This is a genomic window from Candidatus Methylopumilus universalis (genome assembly GCF_006364435.1).
Lineage (GTDB): Bacteria > Pseudomonadota > Gammaproteobacteria > Burkholderiales > Methylophilaceae > Methylopumilus > Methylopumilus universalis.
The window spans coordinates 1,067,742-1,086,538 of record NZ_CP040977.1; the positions used below are offsets into that span (position 1 = coordinate 1,067,742).

The 18,797-nt window shown below is 35.9% G+C and carries 18 protein-coding genes; 4 read left to right on the plus strand and 14 right to left on the minus strand.

Annotation, left to right across the window (positions count from 1 at the left end; genetic code table 11):
- Nucleotides 1-106: 106 nt before the first annotated feature.
- Nucleotides 107-661: a thioredoxin family protein gene (locus tag FIT70_RS05635; protein WP_139868312.1), complete on the minus strand. Its 555-nt coding sequence runs from the start codon at nucleotides 659-661 to the stop codon at nucleotides 107-109.
- A 43-nt stretch (nucleotides 662-704) separates the two neighbouring features.
- On the opposite strand from FIT70_RS05635, the gene FIT70_RS05640 reads away from it, so the two are divergent.
- From FIT70_RS05640 to FIT70_RS05655, 4 genes are all read left to right on the plus strand, one after another.
- Nucleotides 705-1,445 carry a 16S rRNA (uracil(1498)-N(3))-methyltransferase gene (locus tag FIT70_RS05640; RefSeq protein WP_139884662.1) on the plus strand — a complete coding sequence of 247 codons (741 nt, stop codon included), beginning with the start codon at nucleotides 705-707 and terminating at the stop codon, nucleotides 1,443-1,445.
- A gap of 68 nt (nucleotides 1,446-1,513) precedes the next feature.
- Nucleotides 1,514-3,067 carry an amino-acid N-acetyltransferase gene (gene argA, locus FIT70_RS05645; protein WP_139884664.1) on the plus strand — a complete coding sequence of 518 codons (1,554 nt, stop codon included), beginning with the start codon at nucleotides 1,514-1,516 and terminating at the stop codon, nucleotides 3,065-3,067.
- A gap of 27 nt (nucleotides 3,068-3,094) precedes the next feature.
- Complete coding sequence (gene argB, locus FIT70_RS05650; RefSeq protein WP_139874796.1) at nucleotides 3,095-3,979, plus strand: acetylglutamate kinase; 885 nt, start codon at nucleotides 3,095-3,097, stop codon at nucleotides 3,977-3,979.
- Nucleotides 3,980-4,606 (plus strand): pyrimidine 5'-nucleotidase, encoded by a 627-nt coding sequence (locus FIT70_RS05655; protein ID WP_139870618.1) that lies wholly within the window; start codon nucleotides 3,980-3,982, stop codon nucleotides 4,604-4,606. It abuts the gene before it with no gap.
- Here the strand turns inward: FIT70_RS05655 and FIT70_RS05660 are convergent.
- The 13 genes from FIT70_RS05660 to mraY all read right to left on the minus strand — a co-directional run bounded on the left by FIT70_RS05660 (nucleotide 4,603) and on the right by mraY (nucleotide 18,781).
- The gene (locus FIT70_RS05660) at nucleotides 4,603-5,727 is read right to left on the minus strand and encodes a tRNA nucleotidyltransferase/poly(A) polymerase-related protein (RefSeq protein WP_139874798.1); all 1,125 of its coding nucleotides are present in this window, start codon (nucleotides 5,725-5,727) and stop codon (nucleotides 4,603-4,605) included. The genes FIT70_RS05655 and FIT70_RS05660 overlap by 4 nt on opposite strands.
- Nucleotides 5,728-6,678, minus strand: coding sequence for a complex I NDUFA9 subunit family protein (locus FIT70_RS05665; protein WP_139868324.1), 951 nt, complete (start codon nucleotides 6,676-6,678; stop codon nucleotides 5,728-5,730).
- A gap of 165 nt (nucleotides 6,679-6,843) precedes the next feature.
- On the minus strand, nucleotides 6,844-7,797 hold the full coding sequence (lpxC, locus tag FIT70_RS05670) for a UDP-3-O-acyl-N-acetylglucosamine deacetylase (protein WP_139870620.1): 954 nt from the start codon (nucleotides 7,795-7,797) through the stop codon (nucleotides 6,844-6,846).
- A 7-nt stretch (nucleotides 7,798-7,804) separates the two neighbouring features.
- The gene (gene ftsZ / locus FIT70_RS05675) at nucleotides 7,805-8,956 is read right to left on the minus strand and encodes a cell division protein FtsZ (RefSeq protein WP_139870621.1); all 1,152 of its coding nucleotides are present in this window, start codon (nucleotides 8,954-8,956) and stop codon (nucleotides 7,805-7,807) included.
- 16 nt (nucleotides 8,957-8,972) lie between these two features.
- Nucleotides 8,973-10,211, minus strand: a complete 1,239-nt coding sequence (ftsA, locus tag FIT70_RS05680) for a cell division protein FtsA (RefSeq protein WP_139868330.1) — start codon at nucleotides 10,209-10,211, stop codon at nucleotides 8,973-8,975.
- Nucleotides 10,208-10,942, minus strand: coding sequence for a cell division protein FtsQ/DivIB (locus FIT70_RS05685; RefSeq protein ID WP_139868332.1), 735 nt, complete (start codon nucleotides 10,940-10,942; stop codon nucleotides 10,208-10,210). The genes ftsA and FIT70_RS05685 overlap by 4 nt, the downstream gene beginning before the upstream one ends.
- Nucleotides 10,932-11,837, minus strand: coding sequence for a D-alanine--D-alanine ligase (locus tag FIT70_RS05690; protein WP_139931110.1), 906 nt, complete (start codon nucleotides 11,835-11,837; stop codon nucleotides 10,932-10,934). Before FIT70_RS05690 ends, FIT70_RS05685 begins: the two co-directional genes overlap by 11 nt.
- Nucleotides 11,837-12,715, minus strand: a complete 879-nt coding sequence (gene murB, locus FIT70_RS05695; protein ID WP_139870624.1) for a UDP-N-acetylmuramate dehydrogenase — start codon at nucleotides 12,713-12,715, stop codon at nucleotides 11,837-11,839. Before murB ends, FIT70_RS05690 begins: the two co-directional genes overlap by 1 nt.
- Nucleotides 12,712-14,103 (minus strand): UDP-N-acetylmuramate--L-alanine ligase, encoded by a 1,392-nt coding sequence (gene murC / locus FIT70_RS05700; protein WP_139870625.1) that lies wholly within the window; start codon nucleotides 14,101-14,103, stop codon nucleotides 12,712-12,714. The genes murB and murC overlap by 4 nt, the downstream gene beginning before the upstream one ends.
- Entirely contained in the window at nucleotides 14,100-15,173 is a 1,074-nt protein-coding gene (murG, locus tag FIT70_RS05705) for an undecaprenyldiphospho-muramoylpentapeptide beta-N-acetylglucosaminyltransferase (protein WP_139931112.1), read from the minus strand. Before murG ends, murC begins: the two co-directional genes overlap by 4 nt.
- Before the next feature lie 4 nt (nucleotides 15,174-15,177).
- Nucleotides 15,178-16,335, minus strand: coding sequence for a putative lipid II flippase FtsW (ftsW, locus tag FIT70_RS05710; RefSeq protein ID WP_139870627.1), 1,158 nt, complete (start codon nucleotides 16,333-16,335; stop codon nucleotides 15,178-15,180).
- Nucleotides 16,332-17,681: a UDP-N-acetylmuramoyl-L-alanine--D-glutamate ligase gene (murD, locus tag FIT70_RS05715; protein WP_139931113.1), complete on the minus strand. Its 1,350-nt coding sequence runs from the start codon at nucleotides 17,679-17,681 to the stop codon at nucleotides 16,332-16,334. Before murD ends, ftsW begins: the two co-directional genes overlap by 4 nt.
- Nucleotides 17,678-18,781 carry a phospho-N-acetylmuramoyl-pentapeptide-transferase gene (gene mraY / locus FIT70_RS05720; RefSeq protein WP_139874804.1) on the minus strand — a complete coding sequence of 368 codons (1,104 nt, stop codon included), beginning with the start codon at nucleotides 18,779-18,781 and terminating at the stop codon, nucleotides 17,678-17,680. Before mraY ends, murD begins: the two co-directional genes overlap by 4 nt.
- Nucleotides 18,782-18,797: the final 16 nt, after the last annotated feature.

Consider the following 18,797-nt stretch of genomic DNA (forward strand, 5'->3'; position numbering starts at 1 on the left):
AGTTAAAAAATTGATGTTATTTTTATCTAAATTATTGCTTAAATACCCCTTTTCAGCAAGGTGAATAGGGTCTTTTTGCCCCTTGATTATTTGAGCTAAATGCTTTTCATTCTCGCCATTTGATTGAGCAGCCTATACTCGATTTTTGGTCAACGGGGCCTTGCTGGGTCTTAGCAACAAGAAGCATTGCCTCATATAAATCTCGCGTATTATTGGGTGGCGGCTCTCCTCGACCAGTTGCATCGAAGCGCCCACGATATTGCAGTTCTAGATTACGATTAAAACCAAAAAAATCAGGTGTACAAATAGCATTATAGGAACGCGCAGTTTCTTGACTGTGATCAATTGCGTAAGGAAAAGGAAAGTTAAATTGATGCGCAACGAGTTTCATATTCTCAAATGAATCCTCAGGATAATTCTCAGTGTCATTACTTTGAATGGCAACCGTTTCAATGCCGAGATCTTTTAGTGCTCTAACATCTTTCACCAGTCTTGGCAAAATTGCTTTCACATATGGGCAGTGGTTACATATGAACATGATAAGCAAACCATTAGCCCCTTTTGATTTTTCTAGGTTCCAAAAGGTATCATCGACCCCCTGCAAATTAAAATCGATCGCTTTCCAACCAAAATCGCAAAGTGGAGTATTTAAACTAACCATGTTTTATGCCTTAATATAGCTTATCTTTTTAATAGAATTGACTATGGAAGAAAATCGATTTTACCACTCCGAAAACCTGGAACTCAAACATGTCGTTGAGTTAATTGTGCAGACACATATCCATGCTACAAAAGTTTTAAGATTAAAGGTGGGCGATCAATTCGCACTCTTTAATGGTGACGGTTATGATTATGTCGCAAAAGTAATTGAATTATCTAAGCATAAAACTTCTGTTGAGATTATCGATAGGTATGAAGTGAATCATGAGTCACCCTTAAAAATTACCCTCGCACAAGGTCTTGCAGCTGGAGATAAAATGGACTGGATTATTCAAAAAGCGGTTGAGCTTGGCATCCAATCCATACAGCCTCTGTTGACTGAACGATCTATTGTTAAGCTTGACCGTGAAAGAGCAGATAAAAAACTTGAGCACTGGAGAACTGTTGCTATTTCAGCCTGCGAACAAACCGGGCGAAGCATCATTCCGGATATTTTAAGTCCGATTCACCTAGTCCAATGGCTCAGTAATCAAAACCAAACAGCTAACAGTTTGAAGTTAATCCTTACGCCAGCGAAAGCTCAAAATATCAATCATTTAGAAAAACCTTCTTCTCCTGTTGTTTTTATGGTGGGACCTGAGGGCGGCTTTTCAGAAAAAGAAATGAATTTAGCTTTAAGTAGCTCATTCGTTCCAGTAAATTTTGGCAAGAGAGTTCTAAGAACGGAAACCGCCTCCGTCGTAGCGCTATCGATTATGCAAAATTTATGGGGTGATTTTGCATGAAACGCAAAATTTTTGATTTTTTTATAAAAATACATGTAAAATATGCATTTTAAGCAAATTATAAACCTATGTCTCTTGGCGAAGCAATCAGAAAAAGAAGGAAGTCTCTAGGGTTCACCCTGCAGGCATTAGCAAAAAAAATTGCGAGCGACCCCGGTAATCTTTCTAGAATAGAAAGGGGTGAGCAAAATATAGGTGAAGCGCAATTATTAAAAATATGTGAAGCGCTTAATTGCGCCCCCTCTAGTCTTTTTCAAAACAACGTGCCTGCAAACACCATTCCAAAACTAGACAGCCAAACATTTGCAAGATGGTTTAGATTAGCGGCCCCGTATATCAATACTTTTAGCAATAAAACATTTGTTATTGCTTTTGGCGGGGAGCTTCTTGATGAAGATCAGTTTACCGCTCTCTCTCACGACATCAATTTATTAACTTGCTTAAATGTCAAAATTATCCTCGTTCATGGGGCAAGACCTCAAATCGACCAAAAGCTAAAAGAGAAAAAAATTTCAACTCAGCTTGTAAGAAATGTTCGAGTCACTGATGATTTAAGTATGGAAGCTGTTAAAGAAGCTAATGGCCTTATTAAGATCAATATTGAATCAACACTTTCTTCAAGTCTTTTAAACTCGCCCATGGCGGGTAGTGATATTAAAGTCTCTAGCGGAAATTTTATTACTGCAAAACCTTTGGGTGTAATTGATGGTATCGATATGCAACATACAGGGGAAGTAAGAAAAATTGACAGCGCTGCCATCAAGAAAAAATTAGACAACAAAGAATTAGTAGTGATCTCACCCATCGGTTATTCGCCTACAGGTGAAGTATTTAACCTCACAATGGAAGATGTGGCCCTCAAAACCTCTATAGCTTTAGAAGCGGATAAACTTATTCTTCTTATAGATTCCGATGGTATCTTTAATCTAAGGAATGAACTTCTGCATGAGATGACATTAGAAAAGGCAATTAATCTTTATAAAAGCACTTCAAAAAATAATCCAAAAAAACATGAGCTTATTAATATCAACTCCAATGAGTTAGATCTTCTTGAAATTGCTATTAAAGCCTCTGAAGCAGGTATAAATAAAATTCATCTCATTAATAGGCACATTGATGGTGCGATTCTGCAAGAATTATTTACAGATGAAGGTGTAGGAACAGTTATTACCGAAAAAGCTCTAGATGCTATTAGGCCAGCTTCTCATAACGACGTTAAAGGAATTCATAAGCTAATTAATCCCCTGGAGGCTGGAGGGTATCTTGTTAAAAGAGGCAGAGAAAGAATTGATCATGAGATAGAAAACTTTTTAGTGATAGAACATGATAATAAAATTATAGGTTGTGCAGCTTTATATTCTTATGATGATTATGTTGAATTTGCATGCTTTGCTATTAACAAAAATTACCAGTCTAAAGGCTTTGGGTCAAAGCTCTATAATTATTGCGAAGAACTTGCACGACAAAGAAATTATAAATATCTATTTGCCTTAACAACAAGAACTGAGCATTGGTTCATTGAGAAAGGTTTTAAAGAAGAGAATATTCAAAAGCTTCCTAAAAAAAGAATAGAGTCTTATTTGCCACAAAGAAATTCAAAATTTTTTATTAAAAAGCTTTAAAATCTTAAAAAAACTATAGGCATAAAAATGAGTCAAAATATTCAGCCGGAACACAAAGCCAAAATATTAAGCGAGGCTTTACCGTACATCAAAAAATTCTTTGGCAAAACCATCGTCATTAAGTATGGAGGTAATGCCATGGTCGACGAAAATTTAAAACAGTCATTTGCTAGCGACGTCGTACTTTTAAAATTAGTTGGCATGAACCCCGTTGTTGTTCATGGTGGTGGTCCTCAAATAGATGAACATCTCGATAAGCTAGGTAAAAAAGGTGAGTTTATTCAAGGTATGAGGGTAACTGATGCTGAAACTATGGATATAGTAGAAATGGTTTTAGGTGGCCAGGTGAATAAAGAGATTGTAAATCTCATCAATAGACATGGCGGAAAAGCGGTGGGTCTCACAGGCCAAGATGGAAATTTTATTCACGCTAAAAAACTCATTGTACAAAATGATATAGACCCTAAAAAAACAATTGATCTTGGTCATGTAGGGGAAATTGCATCAATTAATCCTAGTATTATTAATTTTTTAGATGAGGGAGATTTTATTCCTGTCATAGCACCAATTGGAGTAGGAGCAAATGGAGAGACTTATAATATTAATGCCGATCTCGTCGCAGGAAAATTATCTGAAGTATTAAACGCTGAAAAATTAATCCTACTTACAAATACACCAGGTGTTCTAGACAAAAAAGGTTCACTTCTTACGGGATTAACCCCGAATGAGATAGATAAGCTTGTAGAAGACGGAACGTTATCAGGCGGTATGCTTCCTAAAATAAGTTCAGCCCTTGACGCTGCAAGAAGCGGAGTAAAAAGTGTTCATATAATTGATGGGAGAGTGCAGCACGCGCTTTTATTAGAAGTACTAACTGACGAGGGTGTAGGCACTTTAATTAAGGCAAAATAATTGTCAAAAATTTGGATTTTTGATTTAGACGACACGCTCCACGACGCAAGTTCTAAAATATTTCCACGCATTAATCAGTCTATGACTACATATGTAAGTCAAAAACTTAATATTAGCAATGATGCTGCACATGAAATTCGGGACCAATATTGGAAAGTCTATGGTGCGACTTTGAAGGGGCTCATGGAAATTCACGGTGTCGATCCAAAAGAATTTTTACTGAAGACACACGATGCATATGAACTTTCTAAATTCGTTAAGCAATCTCACGCCTTAAAAAATACCTTAAAAAAACTCAGGGGTAAAAAGATTGTTTTTACAAATGCCCCTCTTCATTATGCAATAGCAATTATTAAATCATTAAACATTGAAAAATATTTTTCAGCAATTTATAGCATTGAGTCAACGAAATATAATCCAAAACCTTCTCTCATTGCGTTTAGGAAAATTTTAAGGCATCTCGGAAAAAAGGCTTATCAATGCACAATGGTAGAAGATGATCTTGCTAATTTAAAAACAGCATACAAGATAGGCATGAAAACAATATTAGTCTCAAGACAGAATAAAAAAACAATTTTTGTAAATAAACGAATTACAAAAATTACTCAGCTTACTCAGTCAAGCTAGATAAGCTTGACCAATTCAGCAAGTCGCGCTTCATAAATAGCAGCCTTAATATCGACGCCACTTTTATTTTGGCTAATAGCGCCAAGATTTAATTTATTAAGGCGTTTCAAATACTTTTGTAATAATTTCAAAGCAGTCTGTGCTGTTTTTTTCTGACTTTGCTGGCCTTCGATATAAGCCTCGAAAATGCACATTACGTCTGGAAGAATGTCCGGATTCCTAAATAAATCCATTTTGTAGATCAAATCTAAAACTTGACGCGGTTTAAGTTTTTGAAATTGCTTCAATTCAGATAGATTAAATATTACCTTTTCTACTAATTTTTTTACGGCATTCGGTATAGAAAGTCTCATATAAATTTTGTCATTACATTTAGTGCTGACTTTTAAAGGGTAGGTATACAAAAAAAATATTGCTGCTCTAATATCATTTGAGTATTTGTTTTTAGCTGCATACTCTAAACTTTTTTTAATTGAGTTTTTATTTTTTTGATAATCTAATTCTGGTAGTATTAATTTAAGAGCGCCACATCGGTTAAGCACATCAAGCATCAAATAAGATTTTTTCTCTGTAAAACCAACTGAAAATTCATGCCAGACTCTTTCAGACGCTAAGGTTTCGATTTCTTTATTTTTTACAATCTTCTTGAGCAATGCTTCTGTCTTGGGATGAATTTTAAACTTGTAAAATCGAGCAGAAAATCTGGCGATACGTAACACTCGAATTGGATCTTCCACAAAGGCAGGGCTCACATGGCGTAACACTCTATTTTTAATATCTTTCATGCCACCAAAGGGATCAACAAACTGTCCTTTTTTGTCTTTTGCTATCGCATTAATTGTAAGATCTCGTCGTTGCAGATCTTCTTCTAGCGTCACCTCTTTTGAAGCGTAAACTTTAAAACCCTTATACCCTTTTGAAACTTTACGCTCCGTTCTTGCCAATGCATATTCTTGATGTGTTTTAGGATGCAAGAAAACAGGGAAATCTTTGCCTACAGGCTTATAACCTAACTTAACCATTTCTTCTGAAGTCGATCCTACAACTACATAGTCTTTATCTTTAACAGATAAGCCCATAATTTGATCCCGAACAGCTCCACCTACAAGATATACTTTCATTTATCTTCCAGATTTACTTCTATAAACATCATATTTTGAACGCGCTAGAGGTCTATTTTTCTTATTACATAGGTAATGCTCTAAGCGCTCTAAAGAATATCGGTAAGAGATTGCGCGTTTTGGATTCACTACATTATCAACTTGCATAGACCTCCAATTGTCGCGCGTCAATATTTTAATTGGCATCATTTCCATACTTAAAGCAAATAGATATGAAAGGCTTCTATTGAGAGGGATGATTAGCCGAGTCAATTTCTCTGATCGAATAATAAGACGAATAATATCTTTAAGTGAGTAAATATCAGGCCCACCAAGATCATAAATGTTGCCGTATGTCTTTTTATCAAAAAGTGTCTTAATTAGAATTTTTGATACATCCTCAATAAAAATGGGTTGAAATTTAGATTGGGGTGACAAAAGAACTATTCCTGGCAGCCACTTCACAAGAATTCTAAACATATTAATAAAGTTATCTTTTGCCCCAAAGATGATAGACGGTCTTAGTATAGTTACGTTTAGATCTTTTTGTTTAAACAATTCAGACTCGCCAAGAGCTTTAGATTTAAGATATAAACTCGGAGCATTGCTACTTGCACCTAACGCGCTTACATGAAGCAATCGCTTAATACCTAAATCCTTCATGACTTTTGCCAAATGATCTGGCCAAATATGGTGAATATTCTCAAAAGTCTCTTTTTTAGATTGGTGAAGAATACCTAAGAGGTTAATTACAACATCTGTCTTTTTTAAATCTTTTTTTACTTGCGCAAGATTATCTAAATCCAAGTCAAATATTTGAACATATGGATTGACGGTCCATAATTTAATTTTTTCTTTATTTCTAGAGAATAATTTTAGATTGTGATTAGATTGGCTTAGAGCTAAAACGAGGCTGGACCCTAAAAATCCTGATGCTCCAAAAATTGCAATTGTTTTTTTTGAATTAGCCAATTCGAAATTAAAGCATTCTTAAGATAAATATAAGAATTAAAATTAATGTGACATTTGTAGTAAGTTTTAAATACTTCAAATATTTTTTATTCTTTGTATTTAGATACAAAAATGTGAATACAACTAATATTGCAAGCAATAAAAATATAAAAAGTCTTAAAATATTCATTGATAAACTCCTACCATTTCTTGATTTAAAATTCCATTCTTAGAATTAGCATAACGCATTGCTAAATTAGAAGTCTTGGGATCTTGGCTATCTAATGTTGTTAAGCTCCAGCATTTCTTATTTGAAAGTAATGCAAGTAATAATTTGTTATTCAATTCATGGCCAGATTTGTATGCTTTGAAATTACCTATGATTGAGTAGCCTAGCATGTATAAATCGCCCACAGCATCAAGTATTTTATGTCTCACAAACTCGTCGTTGTATCGCAATCCGTCTGTATTAATAATTTTGTACTCATCTAAGACAATTGCATTATCGAGTGAGCCACCTCTAGCTAGACCATTAGATCTTAAGTATTCAACTTCCTGCATAAATCCAAATGTACGTGCTCGACTAATTTCTGTGATATAGGATTCATCGTAAAAGTCCAAAGCGACTTTGTTGGTCGATGTATCAAACACGGGATGGGGAAAATCGATAGTAAAATCAATTTTAAATCCATCGTAAGGCTCAAACCTCGCCCACTTGTCTTTATCTTTTACTTCAATTACATCGTTAATCAAGACAAATTTTTTCGCAGCATCTAGTTCTTTAAGCTTCGCTGTTTGAAGAAGATAAATAAAGGGTATTGAGCTTCCATCCATAATGGGCACTTCAGGCCCATTCAGTTCAATAATAATGTTATCAACACCTGTGGCTGATAATGCAGACATTAAATGTTCAACGGTAGCTACACGCGAAGTATCTTGACCAATAGCTGAACACATTTTGGTATCTTTCACAGCATCAGGGCTTACTTTTATCTCATTACTTTTCTTTTGATCAACTCTTCTAAAAACAATGCCTTGATCCGCTTCGGCAGGCTTTAAAGTCATTGTCACTTTTTCACCATTATGAAGACCGACACCAGAAGTCTGCACAGATTTTTGAATAGTTCTTTGTTTAATCATTGAGTACTTACTCGCCTTTTTTTCTCAAAAATGCAGGGATATCATATTCTTCCATACCTGACATTTTCATGATTTCAACTTGAGCCCTATTTTCATTAGAGCTAAATACATCTGGTTCGTCATCTAGAGATGGCTCTTCTTGGGTCGTGCTTTGTTTATTTTGCATCATAGATCTGGGTTCGATTCGGGGCATCCTTTGTTTTACGTTTTGAGCCAGCCCTGTCGCTACAACAGTAACTCGAATAGAATCTCCCATTGCCTCGTCAATTACATTACCGACGATCACTGTGGAATCAATAGCTGCAAATTGTTTAATCGTTTCCATAACTTCATGGTATTCCTTGAGTGTAAATTTACTACTTGCAGAGATATTTACTAATACACCGCGCGCATTTACTAAATTCACATCCTCTAAAAGAGGACTTGCAACTGCAGCTTGAGAGGCTTTATATGCTCGATGTTCACCCTGAGCAACACCAGAACCAATCATCGCCATTCCCATTTCACTCATAACAGTTTTAACGTCAGCAAAATCAACATTTACCAACCCTGGGCTATTGATAATTTCTGAAATACCTGAAACTGCGTTATGGAGAACGTCATTTGCTGCATTAAAGGCTTCTAAGAATGGGATGTGCTCACCTAAAACTTCCATTAACTTTTCATTTGGGATAACAATTAGAGAATCTACATGCTGAACTAATTCATTAATACCATCAGTTGCAATCGCTGTTCTTTTACCTTCAAATAAAAAAGGTTTAGTTACAACTGCAATAGTTAAAATACCTAATTCTTTTGCAATTTGTGCAATTACAGGTGCAGCGCCCGTGCCAGTTCCGCCTCCCATACCTGCTGTAATAAATAACATATCAGCACCTTTAATAGAGCTAATAATTTTTTCTTTATCATCAAGAGCGGCTTGTTTTCCAATTTCAGGCTTGGCCCCTGCGCCTAAACCTTTAGTCATCTCCTGACCAATCTGCAATATATGGCTTGCCCGACTTTTTTTCAGTGCTTGCATATCAGTGTTGGCACAGATGAATTCAACGCCTGTTAAATTCTTATCGATCATATGATCAATAGCATTTCCGCCACAGCCACCGACACCAATGACTTTTATGATGGCATTTTGTGACTTGCTATCAACAACTTCAAACATATCCTATCTCCAAGAATTAAAAGTTACCTTGAAACCAATTCTTCATTTTCATAAAGATTTGATTTATTGAATTACCATCAATTTGATCCATCATTTCTTTCTCTAACTGCCCCTTACCCATCAGTAACAACCCAATACCTGTTGAGTACCTAGGATTGTCGACAACTTCAGACAAACCGCCTACATTTCTGGGCGTGCCAATTCTGACCGGCATCCTAAATACACTTTCTCCAAGGTTGACCATACCTTTCATCAATGATGATCCGCCAGTAATCACAATTCCAGAAGCTATCATATCTTCCATACCGCTTCGTTTCAACTCGTGAGCTACAAGTTCATAAAGCTCAACTAGGCGAGCTTCAATGACCTCTGCCAATGACAGTGTTGAGATAGTTTTAGATTCTTTTCCATCTACTACAGGAATTTCAATTTGCTCTGAAGCAGAAGCCAAGCTTCTTGCGGCGTAACCATGTTTGATTTTTATCTCTTCTGCTGATGGTAAAGGTGTTCTAAATGCTACTGCAATATCATTATTTATCTGATCACCTGCAATCGGAATCACAGCCGTATGTCGAATAGACCCATGTCTTAATACTGCGATATCAGTTGTACCTCCTCCAATATCAACCAAACAAACGCCCAATTCTTTTTCATCATCAGTAAGGACAGCCATGCTTGAAGCCAAAGGCTGAAGGACTAATTCAGACACTTCAAGCCCACAACGCTTAATACATTTAACAATATTTTGCGCGGCTGCAATCGCGCCTGTGACAATATGAACCTTCACTTCTAACTTCATACCGCTCATACCAAGTGGCTGTCTAACATCTTCCTGCCCATCAATCACATATTCTTGCGTCAATATGTGTAGAACTTGTTGATCGTTGGGGAGTGTAATAGCACATGCAGTTTCAATCACTTTATCAACGTCTAATTGAGAGACCTCAGCATCTTTAATTTTGACCATCCCATGAGAATTTATACTTTTTATATGGCTTCCTGCGATACCAGTATAAACATCGGTAATCTTACAATTTGCCATCAATTCCGCTTCTTCAATAGCTCTTTGAATCGCCTCCATAGTGGCATCAATATTAATGACCACGCCCTTCTTTAATCCTTTTGAGCTATGTTGACCTAATCCGATCACATTCAATAAACCATCTGGTTGTAATTCAGCGACAATAGCCACAATTTTGGATGTTCCAATATCAAGCCCTACGATGAGATTTTTTTCTTCTTTTTGTTTGATCATATAAGCGGCCTCTCACCACTATCAATCTTTTGGATTGGTTCAGTAGATTTCTTAATAGCAAAACCATTTGGATATCTTAAGTCGGCAGAGCCAATTCGCTTAACGGAAGCCAAAATATTGTCGTACTGAGCCATAAAGCGAGATAGACTTTCTTCGACATTATCTTTACTTAAAATTATTTTCATATTATTAGTGGTTCTAATGTCCCAAGTGTACCGAGAAGATAGAGAGACTTGCGCAATTTTTAATTGTTTTTTATCTAAAATACTTTGCATTTTTTTATACTCCAGTGCTATATAGTTCTCGGTACCTTCTGGTCCAAAAAATAAAGGGAGGTCTTCATCAGATGCTCCATGAAAAATTTCACCATTCTCATTTACTAAGGCAATGGCTCCCCACCTTCCTATAACTTGATGCTCCTCGACAAACACTTCCAATCGATCAGGCCAGACTCTTTTTAAACTTACGTTTCTTATCCAAGGTAATTTTGTAAATGCCTCTTTAGTACTATATAAATCTAGTGAAAAAAAATTGCCTTTTACAAATCGGTCTGAAATCATACTTACCTGATCTTCATCAAGGTGCTGATATTGACCTACTACCTTAATTTCTCTAATTGGAAATTTAGCAAAATGCATAAATTGGTAACTAATTAAAAAAAGTATCAAAATAATATTAAGTAAAAAAACTAAATTGCCTAACCAATAAATTTTTAAATAGTTATTTAACATGTGCGGTTTTTAATATCTTCAAAACTAATTGATCAAAATCTATACCCATCTCCTTCGCAGCCATAGGAACTAAACTATGATTAGTCATTCCAGGAGACGTATTCACTTCTATAAAATAGTGATCACTTTTTTTATCCATCATAAAATCAACACGACCCCAGCTAGAGCACCCAATTGAGTTGAAGGCCGCCAAAGCTTCTTGAGCTATTAAAGCTTCTTTATTTTTTTCTATCCCTGAAGGGCAAATATATTGCGTGTCATCTTTAAGATATTTTGCTTCGTAATCATAAAACTCATTGCTTGGCTTAATCTTAATGACTGGAAGGGTTTGACCATCCACAATACCCACTGTATATTCTTCGCCGTCCACAAATTTCTCAACGATTACATTTGCATCAATCCTCGATGTTTTTAAAAAAGCTTCTTTATATTGTTGTTCGTTTTTTATCTTATCAATACCTATACTTGAACCTTCATTTGATGGTTTAATAAAAAATGGTGATCCAATTAAATGAACGATTTCTGCATATAAGGTTTTCTCAGTTACCTGGAGAAAATCTGGTGTTGAAATGTTTAATGAACGCCATAATAATTTCGTTTTAAGTTTGTCCATTCCAATGGCAGAACTTAAGGAATCGCTTCCGGTATATGCAACATTTTTCGACTTTAAAAAAGCTTGCATAGATCCGTCTTCACCGCCTCTTCCGTGTAAGGCTATAAAAACTCTGTCGTAACTTTTAATATCTTCAATATCTCTAACTGAAGGATCAAAAGCTTCAGCATCAATGCCTAATCGGCTTAAAGCACGAAATACAGCATCGCCACTGAGAAGTGAAACAGCTCTCTCATTAGAGTATCCACCCATAAGCACTGCAACTTTTCCAAATTCATTCATCAACCTAGAAAGTCCCCTAAAATTTTAATTTCCCTTTCGAGCTTAATACCTTTTCTTTTAAAGACTTCGCATTCAACATAGTCAATAATATTTTCAATGTCTTTTGCAGACGCATTACCTAAATTAATAATAAAATTGGCATGTTTATCTGAAACTTCAGCGTTGCCAACTCTAAAACCTTTTAATCCGCAGTCTTCAATGAGTTTTGCTGCAAAAGTATCTTTTGGATTTCTAAATGTTGAGCCTGCTGTTGGCCAATTAAGGGGTTGAGTGTTTTTCCTATGGTTAAGATATTCCTTGATCTTACTTTCTGGGTCGCCTGCCATATCTTTTTTAAAATTAAACCAGGCACCTACAAACCACTCTTTTGAATTTGGCTTAATTACTTCTCGGTAAGAAATTTTAAATTCATCTCTTAATCTTGTAACTATATTGCCATTATCATCAATCATATTTATCTGGGTCACATAATTCCATGTTTCAGAACCGTAGCATCCGGCATTCATCGCCAAAGCTCCTCCGACTGTGCCTGGAATACCAGCAAAAAATTCTCCGCCAACGTAATGCTCTCTAGCAAGAGTTTTTGCAATTTTTGCGCAGGTATTACCTGCTTCTGCATACACACCCTTATCAGTCATTTGAATTTCATTTAAAGCTGCATGCATTACAATAACCGTTCCCCGGATACCTCCATCTCTCACTAAAATATTTGATCCCAATCCAATAAAAGTGAGCGGCTTTAAATAGTGTTCATCTTTTAAGAAATTTTTTAAATCTTCTAAATTTTTAGGTGTAAATAAAGCATCGGCAGCACCGCCTACCCGCCAACTGTTGTATTTGGTTAATGGCACATTTTTTAATATCATTGCATTCGTCATGACTTCACAATATTCAATATATCTTTCGTCACTCTTCCTATTGAGCCTGCGCCCATCACAATTAAGATGGAATCTTGTTCAATATGTTGAAGCGCTGTTTTAGCTAAATCTGCAATATCTTTTTCAAAAGAAACTTTTTTCATAATTTTATTCATACTATCCATGATCGCTATGGAACTTACCCCTGGAATTACTTTTTCGCCAGCCGAATAAATATCAGTGAGAAGTGTTTTATCTGCTTTTTGAAGCACCCTTACAAACTCATCAAAACAATCTCTCGTTCTGGTGTAGCGATGAGGCTGAAAAACAAGATAGATCGATTTACCTGGATATGCATCTCGCGCTGCGTCAAGGACTGCTTCAATTTCGACCGGGTGATGCCCATAATCATCAACCAGAGTAAAAGATTTTTTATCAAATATTAAATCTTTATAAGTCTCGAATCTTCGGCCTACACCTTTAAAATGCTTTAATGCATCGATTGTTTTTGAAATCGGTATCTCGAGCTCGTCTGCAAGTGCTATTGCTGCCAATGCATTTCTAACATAATGCTTGCCCGGTAGATTTAAAGTCATTGGTTTTTTAACAACATCAGTGTGTTTAATCGTCACTTTAAAATGCATTTTACCTGCATCTGCTAAAACTTCTTCAGCATGCACATCTGCATCATTTGATAAACCATAAGTTATGATAGGTCTAGAAATTTCAGGAAGAATAGATTTGATAACTGGATCATCGATACACACAATTACCACGCCATAAAAAGGTAATCGATGTATGAATTCTATATATGTTTTTTTAAGTTTTTCAAAATCATTGTCATATGTTTCCATATGATCTTGATCAATATTTGTCACGATAGAATATACAGGTGTCAAATGCAAAAATGATGCGTCTGACTCATCAGCTTCCACCACGATATACTCACCATTTCCTAATTTTGCATTTGCATTCAAGGAAGAAAGTCTTCCGCCAATTACATAAGTAGGATCCATTGAAGCTTCGGCCAAAATGGAAGCGATTAAACTCGTGGTGGTTGTTTTGCCATGAGTGCCGGCTACTGCAATACCTTTTTTAAAGCGCATTAATTCTGAAAGCATTTCTGCCCTAGGCATAATTGGTATTTTATTTGTAATAGCAGCTTTTAACTCTGGATTATCTTGATCGATTGCAGAAGAAATCACTAAAACATCAACATCTTTAATGTTATCTGCTGCATGATTAATAAAAATCTTAATACCGATCTCTTTTAATCTTGAGGTTACTAGTGACTCCTGAATATCGGAGCCGGAAACAAAATAGCCTAGATTGTGCATCACTTCTGCAATGCCACTCATTCCTGAGCCGCCTATACCTACAAAATGAATTCGATTGATATTGTGTTTCATTTGTTAATTAGTCGCTCGCAGGCTTTATAAATAACTTCTTCAGGTTTAGTTGCTTTATTTTCCAATGCAGCTTTTGCCATTTTTAAGCATTCATTTCTTGTCATACTTTGAAGTATGCTTCTCAATGATTCGGTTGTGAGCTCCTCCTGAATTATAAGTCGTGCGGCCTTCTTATCACTTAAGTATTTTGCGTTATAAAACTGATGGTTATCTACTGCAAAAGGGAATGGCACTAATATACTAGGAATTCCTGCTGCCGAAAATTCAGAGACCGTGAGTGCGCCAGCTCTAGCTATGACAAGGTCTGCCCATTCATATAATTTTTCAATATGATCCAAATAAGCCCTGCAATCGGCTTTAATTCCACTTTCCTTATAACTTGCTTTTAATTCTTCAAAGTGCTTCTCGCCAGATTGATGAATAATCGCCGGTCTATTCTTAGGGCTGAGTTGTTTAACACTTAAAGGAATCGTATCGTTAAAAAATTTAGCTCCTAAACTACCGCCCACAACAAGAAGCCTCAAAGGGCCTTTTCTATTTTTAAATCTCTGGGCTGGCGGTTTAATTTGCCTAATGTTATCTCTCACTGGGTTGCCAATTTTTTGAGAGGCACGCATTAGTTTAATTGGAAACGCGGAATATATTTTTGTTGCGATTATTGCTAAAAATCTATTAGTTAGGCCTGGGATAGAGTTTTGTTCATGCACAATGAGTGGCTTACCCATAAGCCTCGACATAAGACCACCCGGAAATGAAACATAGCCCCCCATAGCAATGGCCACATCCGGCTTTTCTTTTTCAATTACTTTTGCACATTGTATTAACGCAATCAAAAGCATAAATGGAAGCTTTACCCAATTTAACAGGCCCTTGCCTCTGACGCCTTTAATATCAATCATGGCTTTTTGATAAGGCTTTTTATCGATTAACCTGTTTTCCATGCCATGAGAAGTTCCAAGCCAAGTGATTGAGTATCCTTTAGCTTTCAAATAATCGGCAATCGCAATTCCTGGATAGATATGTCCTCCGGTTCCTCCTGCGATAATCAATATTTTTTTATTGGGTTTCACTAAGTTAAATTCCTCTTAAGCCTCTTCGATTTTCCCAATCAATTCTGAGTAATATCGCAAGCGCAATCATATTGGCCAAAATACCACTACCACCGTAAGAAAGGAGTGGCAAGGTTAACCCTTTTGTAGGAAGAAGCCCCATGTTGACACCCATGTTAATAATGCCTTGCGTACCAAACCAAATGCCAATACCTTGAGATAACAGAGCTGAGTAATAACTCTCATTAATAATAGCTTCTTTAGCAATACCAAAAGCTCTAATTACAAGCCATGAGAATAATCCAATGACAATAAGCACACCAAAGAAACCAAATTCTTCAGCTAATACAGCCAAAATAAAATCAGTGTGTGCTTCGGGCAAATAAAGTAATTTTTCGACACTACCACCTAACCCTACCCCAAAAAATTCGCCACGACCAAAAGCTATAAGAGCGTGAGATAACTGGTAACCTTTTCCATATGGATCAGCCCATGGATTAAAAAAACCTACTAATCTTTGGTATCTATAGTCAGAGCTATAAATTAAGGCTGCCATACCAATAGGTGCAACAATGGAAAGGCCCATCAGTATTTTTTTGTCTATGCCACCTAAAATTAAGGTACACATTGCAATGACTAAGATTACAGCAAATGCTCCGAAATCTGGTTCAAGCAATAACAATGCTCCTAATAACATAATCACTGCTGCCATTGGAAGAAACCCTTTTAGAAAACTCCCAATTTCTTTTGATTTTCTTAAAACATAATCTGAAGCGTACATAGCAGTAAATAATTTCATAAATTCCGAGGGCTGCATATTAAATACAAATAATGAAATCCAACGCCTACTTCCATTCACAACATGGCCAATACCTGGAATGAGAACAAGAATAAGTGAGACCATGCCTGCCATAAATAAATAAGGCGACATCTTTTGCCACCAGCGAATAGGAATTTGGAAAATAATAAATCCGACAACAAATCCCAATGAAATATAAATTGATTGTCTTAATAAAAAAAAGTAATTTTGATGTTTAGTTAATTTGCTAGATTCAGCAAAAGAAATTGAGGATGAATAAACCATAATCAGGCCAATTGCAATTAATATTAATGAAACCCAGAAAAGGCCTTGATCAAAAGAAGGTTTATCTATTGTCGATTTATTAGAAAATTTATCGATCATGATTTATTTTTTAACTTACTCACACAATCCTTAAAAACTTCACCGCGATGTACGTAATTTTTAAACATATCGGTACTTGCACATGCTGGAGAGAGAAGAACTACATCTCCCGCTTTAGCAAGCTCAAATGATTTGATAATTGCTGATTCAAGATTTTTTTCAATACTTGTTGGAATGGCCCCACCCTTAAATACTTCTTGTATTATTTTTGCGTCCTTACCAATCAAAGAAATATTTTTTACTTTATCCTTAGATGGGCCTATTAATGGCTTAAAATTTTGACTTTTGCCATCCCCTCCGGCAATCAGTAAGATTGGCTTGGACATGCTTTGAATAGCAGCAATCGTTGCTCCAACGTTGGTACCTTTTGAATCATTATAAAAATCAATACCTGATATAGAGTTAACATATTCGACTCGATGTGGGGGAGCGTTAAATTGACTTAGTACTTTTTTGATCACATCTTTTGAAATATTAAATGGCTCACAAAGAGCCAAAGCAGCCATTACATTTAGAATGTTATGTTCACCCTTAAGTTTAATGTCTTCTAAAGAAATAATTTCAGCGCTACCTTTTGCGATGAAATATTGGTTACCATTTTTTTTAATGCCATAATTTTTCTCGTCCAAATGAGTTCCGAATGTTAAAGAGCTTTCATTAATCTGAGATTTTAGATAATCGTCTTCTCTATTTAAGATAATATTTTTAGCATGATTAAATATCCTATACTTGGCTTTAGCATACTCTTCCATGGATCCGTATCGATCCATATGGTCTTCTGAAATATTTAAGACTGCAGCAGTTTCGAGCGCTAATGAATATGTCGATTCCAACTGATAGCTGGATAACTCAAGAACATATACCTCTGGCGCTTTTTGATTTAAAGTATTTAATATAGGGATCCCAATATTTCCTCCGACAATAGTTGATATGCCGGCCGCTTTTAATAAATCCCCAACAAGTGAAGTAACTGTCGTTTTGCCATTTGAACCTGTAATGCCAATCACTTTTGAACTCACAGATTTAACTTGCGCAAACATTTCAATATCACCAATTACAGGTATGCCTTGATTTAATGCCTTTTGAATATAACTTTCTTTCAACGACATACCTGGGCTAATTATGATTAATTCAACATCATGAATAATGGTATCGTTAAATTTTTTCCCGATCGTAAATTTAACGTCTTTAAATTTTTCTTTTATCGCATCAAAATTATCAATTATTGGCCTTGTATCAATAGCTTGAATATCACATTCTTTGTTTGCTAAAAAATGTAGGGCAGATTGCCCTGTCTCTCCAAGACCAATCACCAAGACTTTCTTTTTATTAAAATTGATACTCATCTAATTTTCAGCGATGAGATCCCAATTAATACTAGCATCATTGTTATGATCCAAAACCTAACAACAACCTGCGTTTCTTTCCAGCCTTTTTTCTCATAGTGATGGTGAAGTGGTGCCATAAGAAAAATTCGCTTACCAACACCATATTTAAATTTAGTATATTTAAAGTACATGACTTGAATGGCAACAGAAAAAGTCTCGACCACAAAAATACCGCCCATAATAAATAAAACAATCTCCTGTCTTACAATCACGGCAATTGTGCCAATAGCAGCGCCTAGAGCAAGTGCGCCTAAATCTCCCATGAATACTTCCGCAGGATAAGTGTTAAACCATAAAAATCCCAAACCAGCACCAGCCATTGCAGTGCAAAATATAGCCAACTCACCAGCACCGCTGATATAGGGAATGCCTAAATATTTAGCTATAACATAATTACCTGCAACATAAGCAAAAACCCCTAAAGCACTTGCAACTAATACAGCCGGCATAATTGCTAGGCCATCGAGGCCATCTGTAAGATTAACTGCATTGCTGCTCCCTACAATGACGATATAACTTAAAAGTATAAAAATAGGTCCACTCATCGAAAAACTTACATCCTTAAAAAATGGAAGAATAAGCGAAGTCTGTTCGGGTGTAACAGCGTTAGACCAAAGATATATAGATGCACCAAGGCCTATGATTGATTGCCATAAATACTTTTGCCTGGCACTCATACCATTCGGATCTTTATAAATAACTTTTTTTAAGTCATCAATAAATCCAATAAGGCCAAAACCAAGCGTGACAATTAACAAAACCCAAATATAGTTGTTCCTTATGTCCGCCCAAAGTAATGTCGATACAATAATTGATACCAATATCAAGCCACCCCCCATTGTGGGTGTGCCTGTTTTAATTAAGTGATCTTTGGGGCCATCTGATCTAACAGCTTGTCCTATATTGAACTGATTAAGTTTCTTGATTAGCCAAGGGCCAAAAGCGAAAGAAATAACTAATGATGTGATTGTCGCCATCACAGCTCTTAATGTAATGTAATTAAATACATTAAATCCATGGATCTCTTTTGCTAAAAACTTAAATAATTCGAGCAACATAATTTTTATCTTTCTT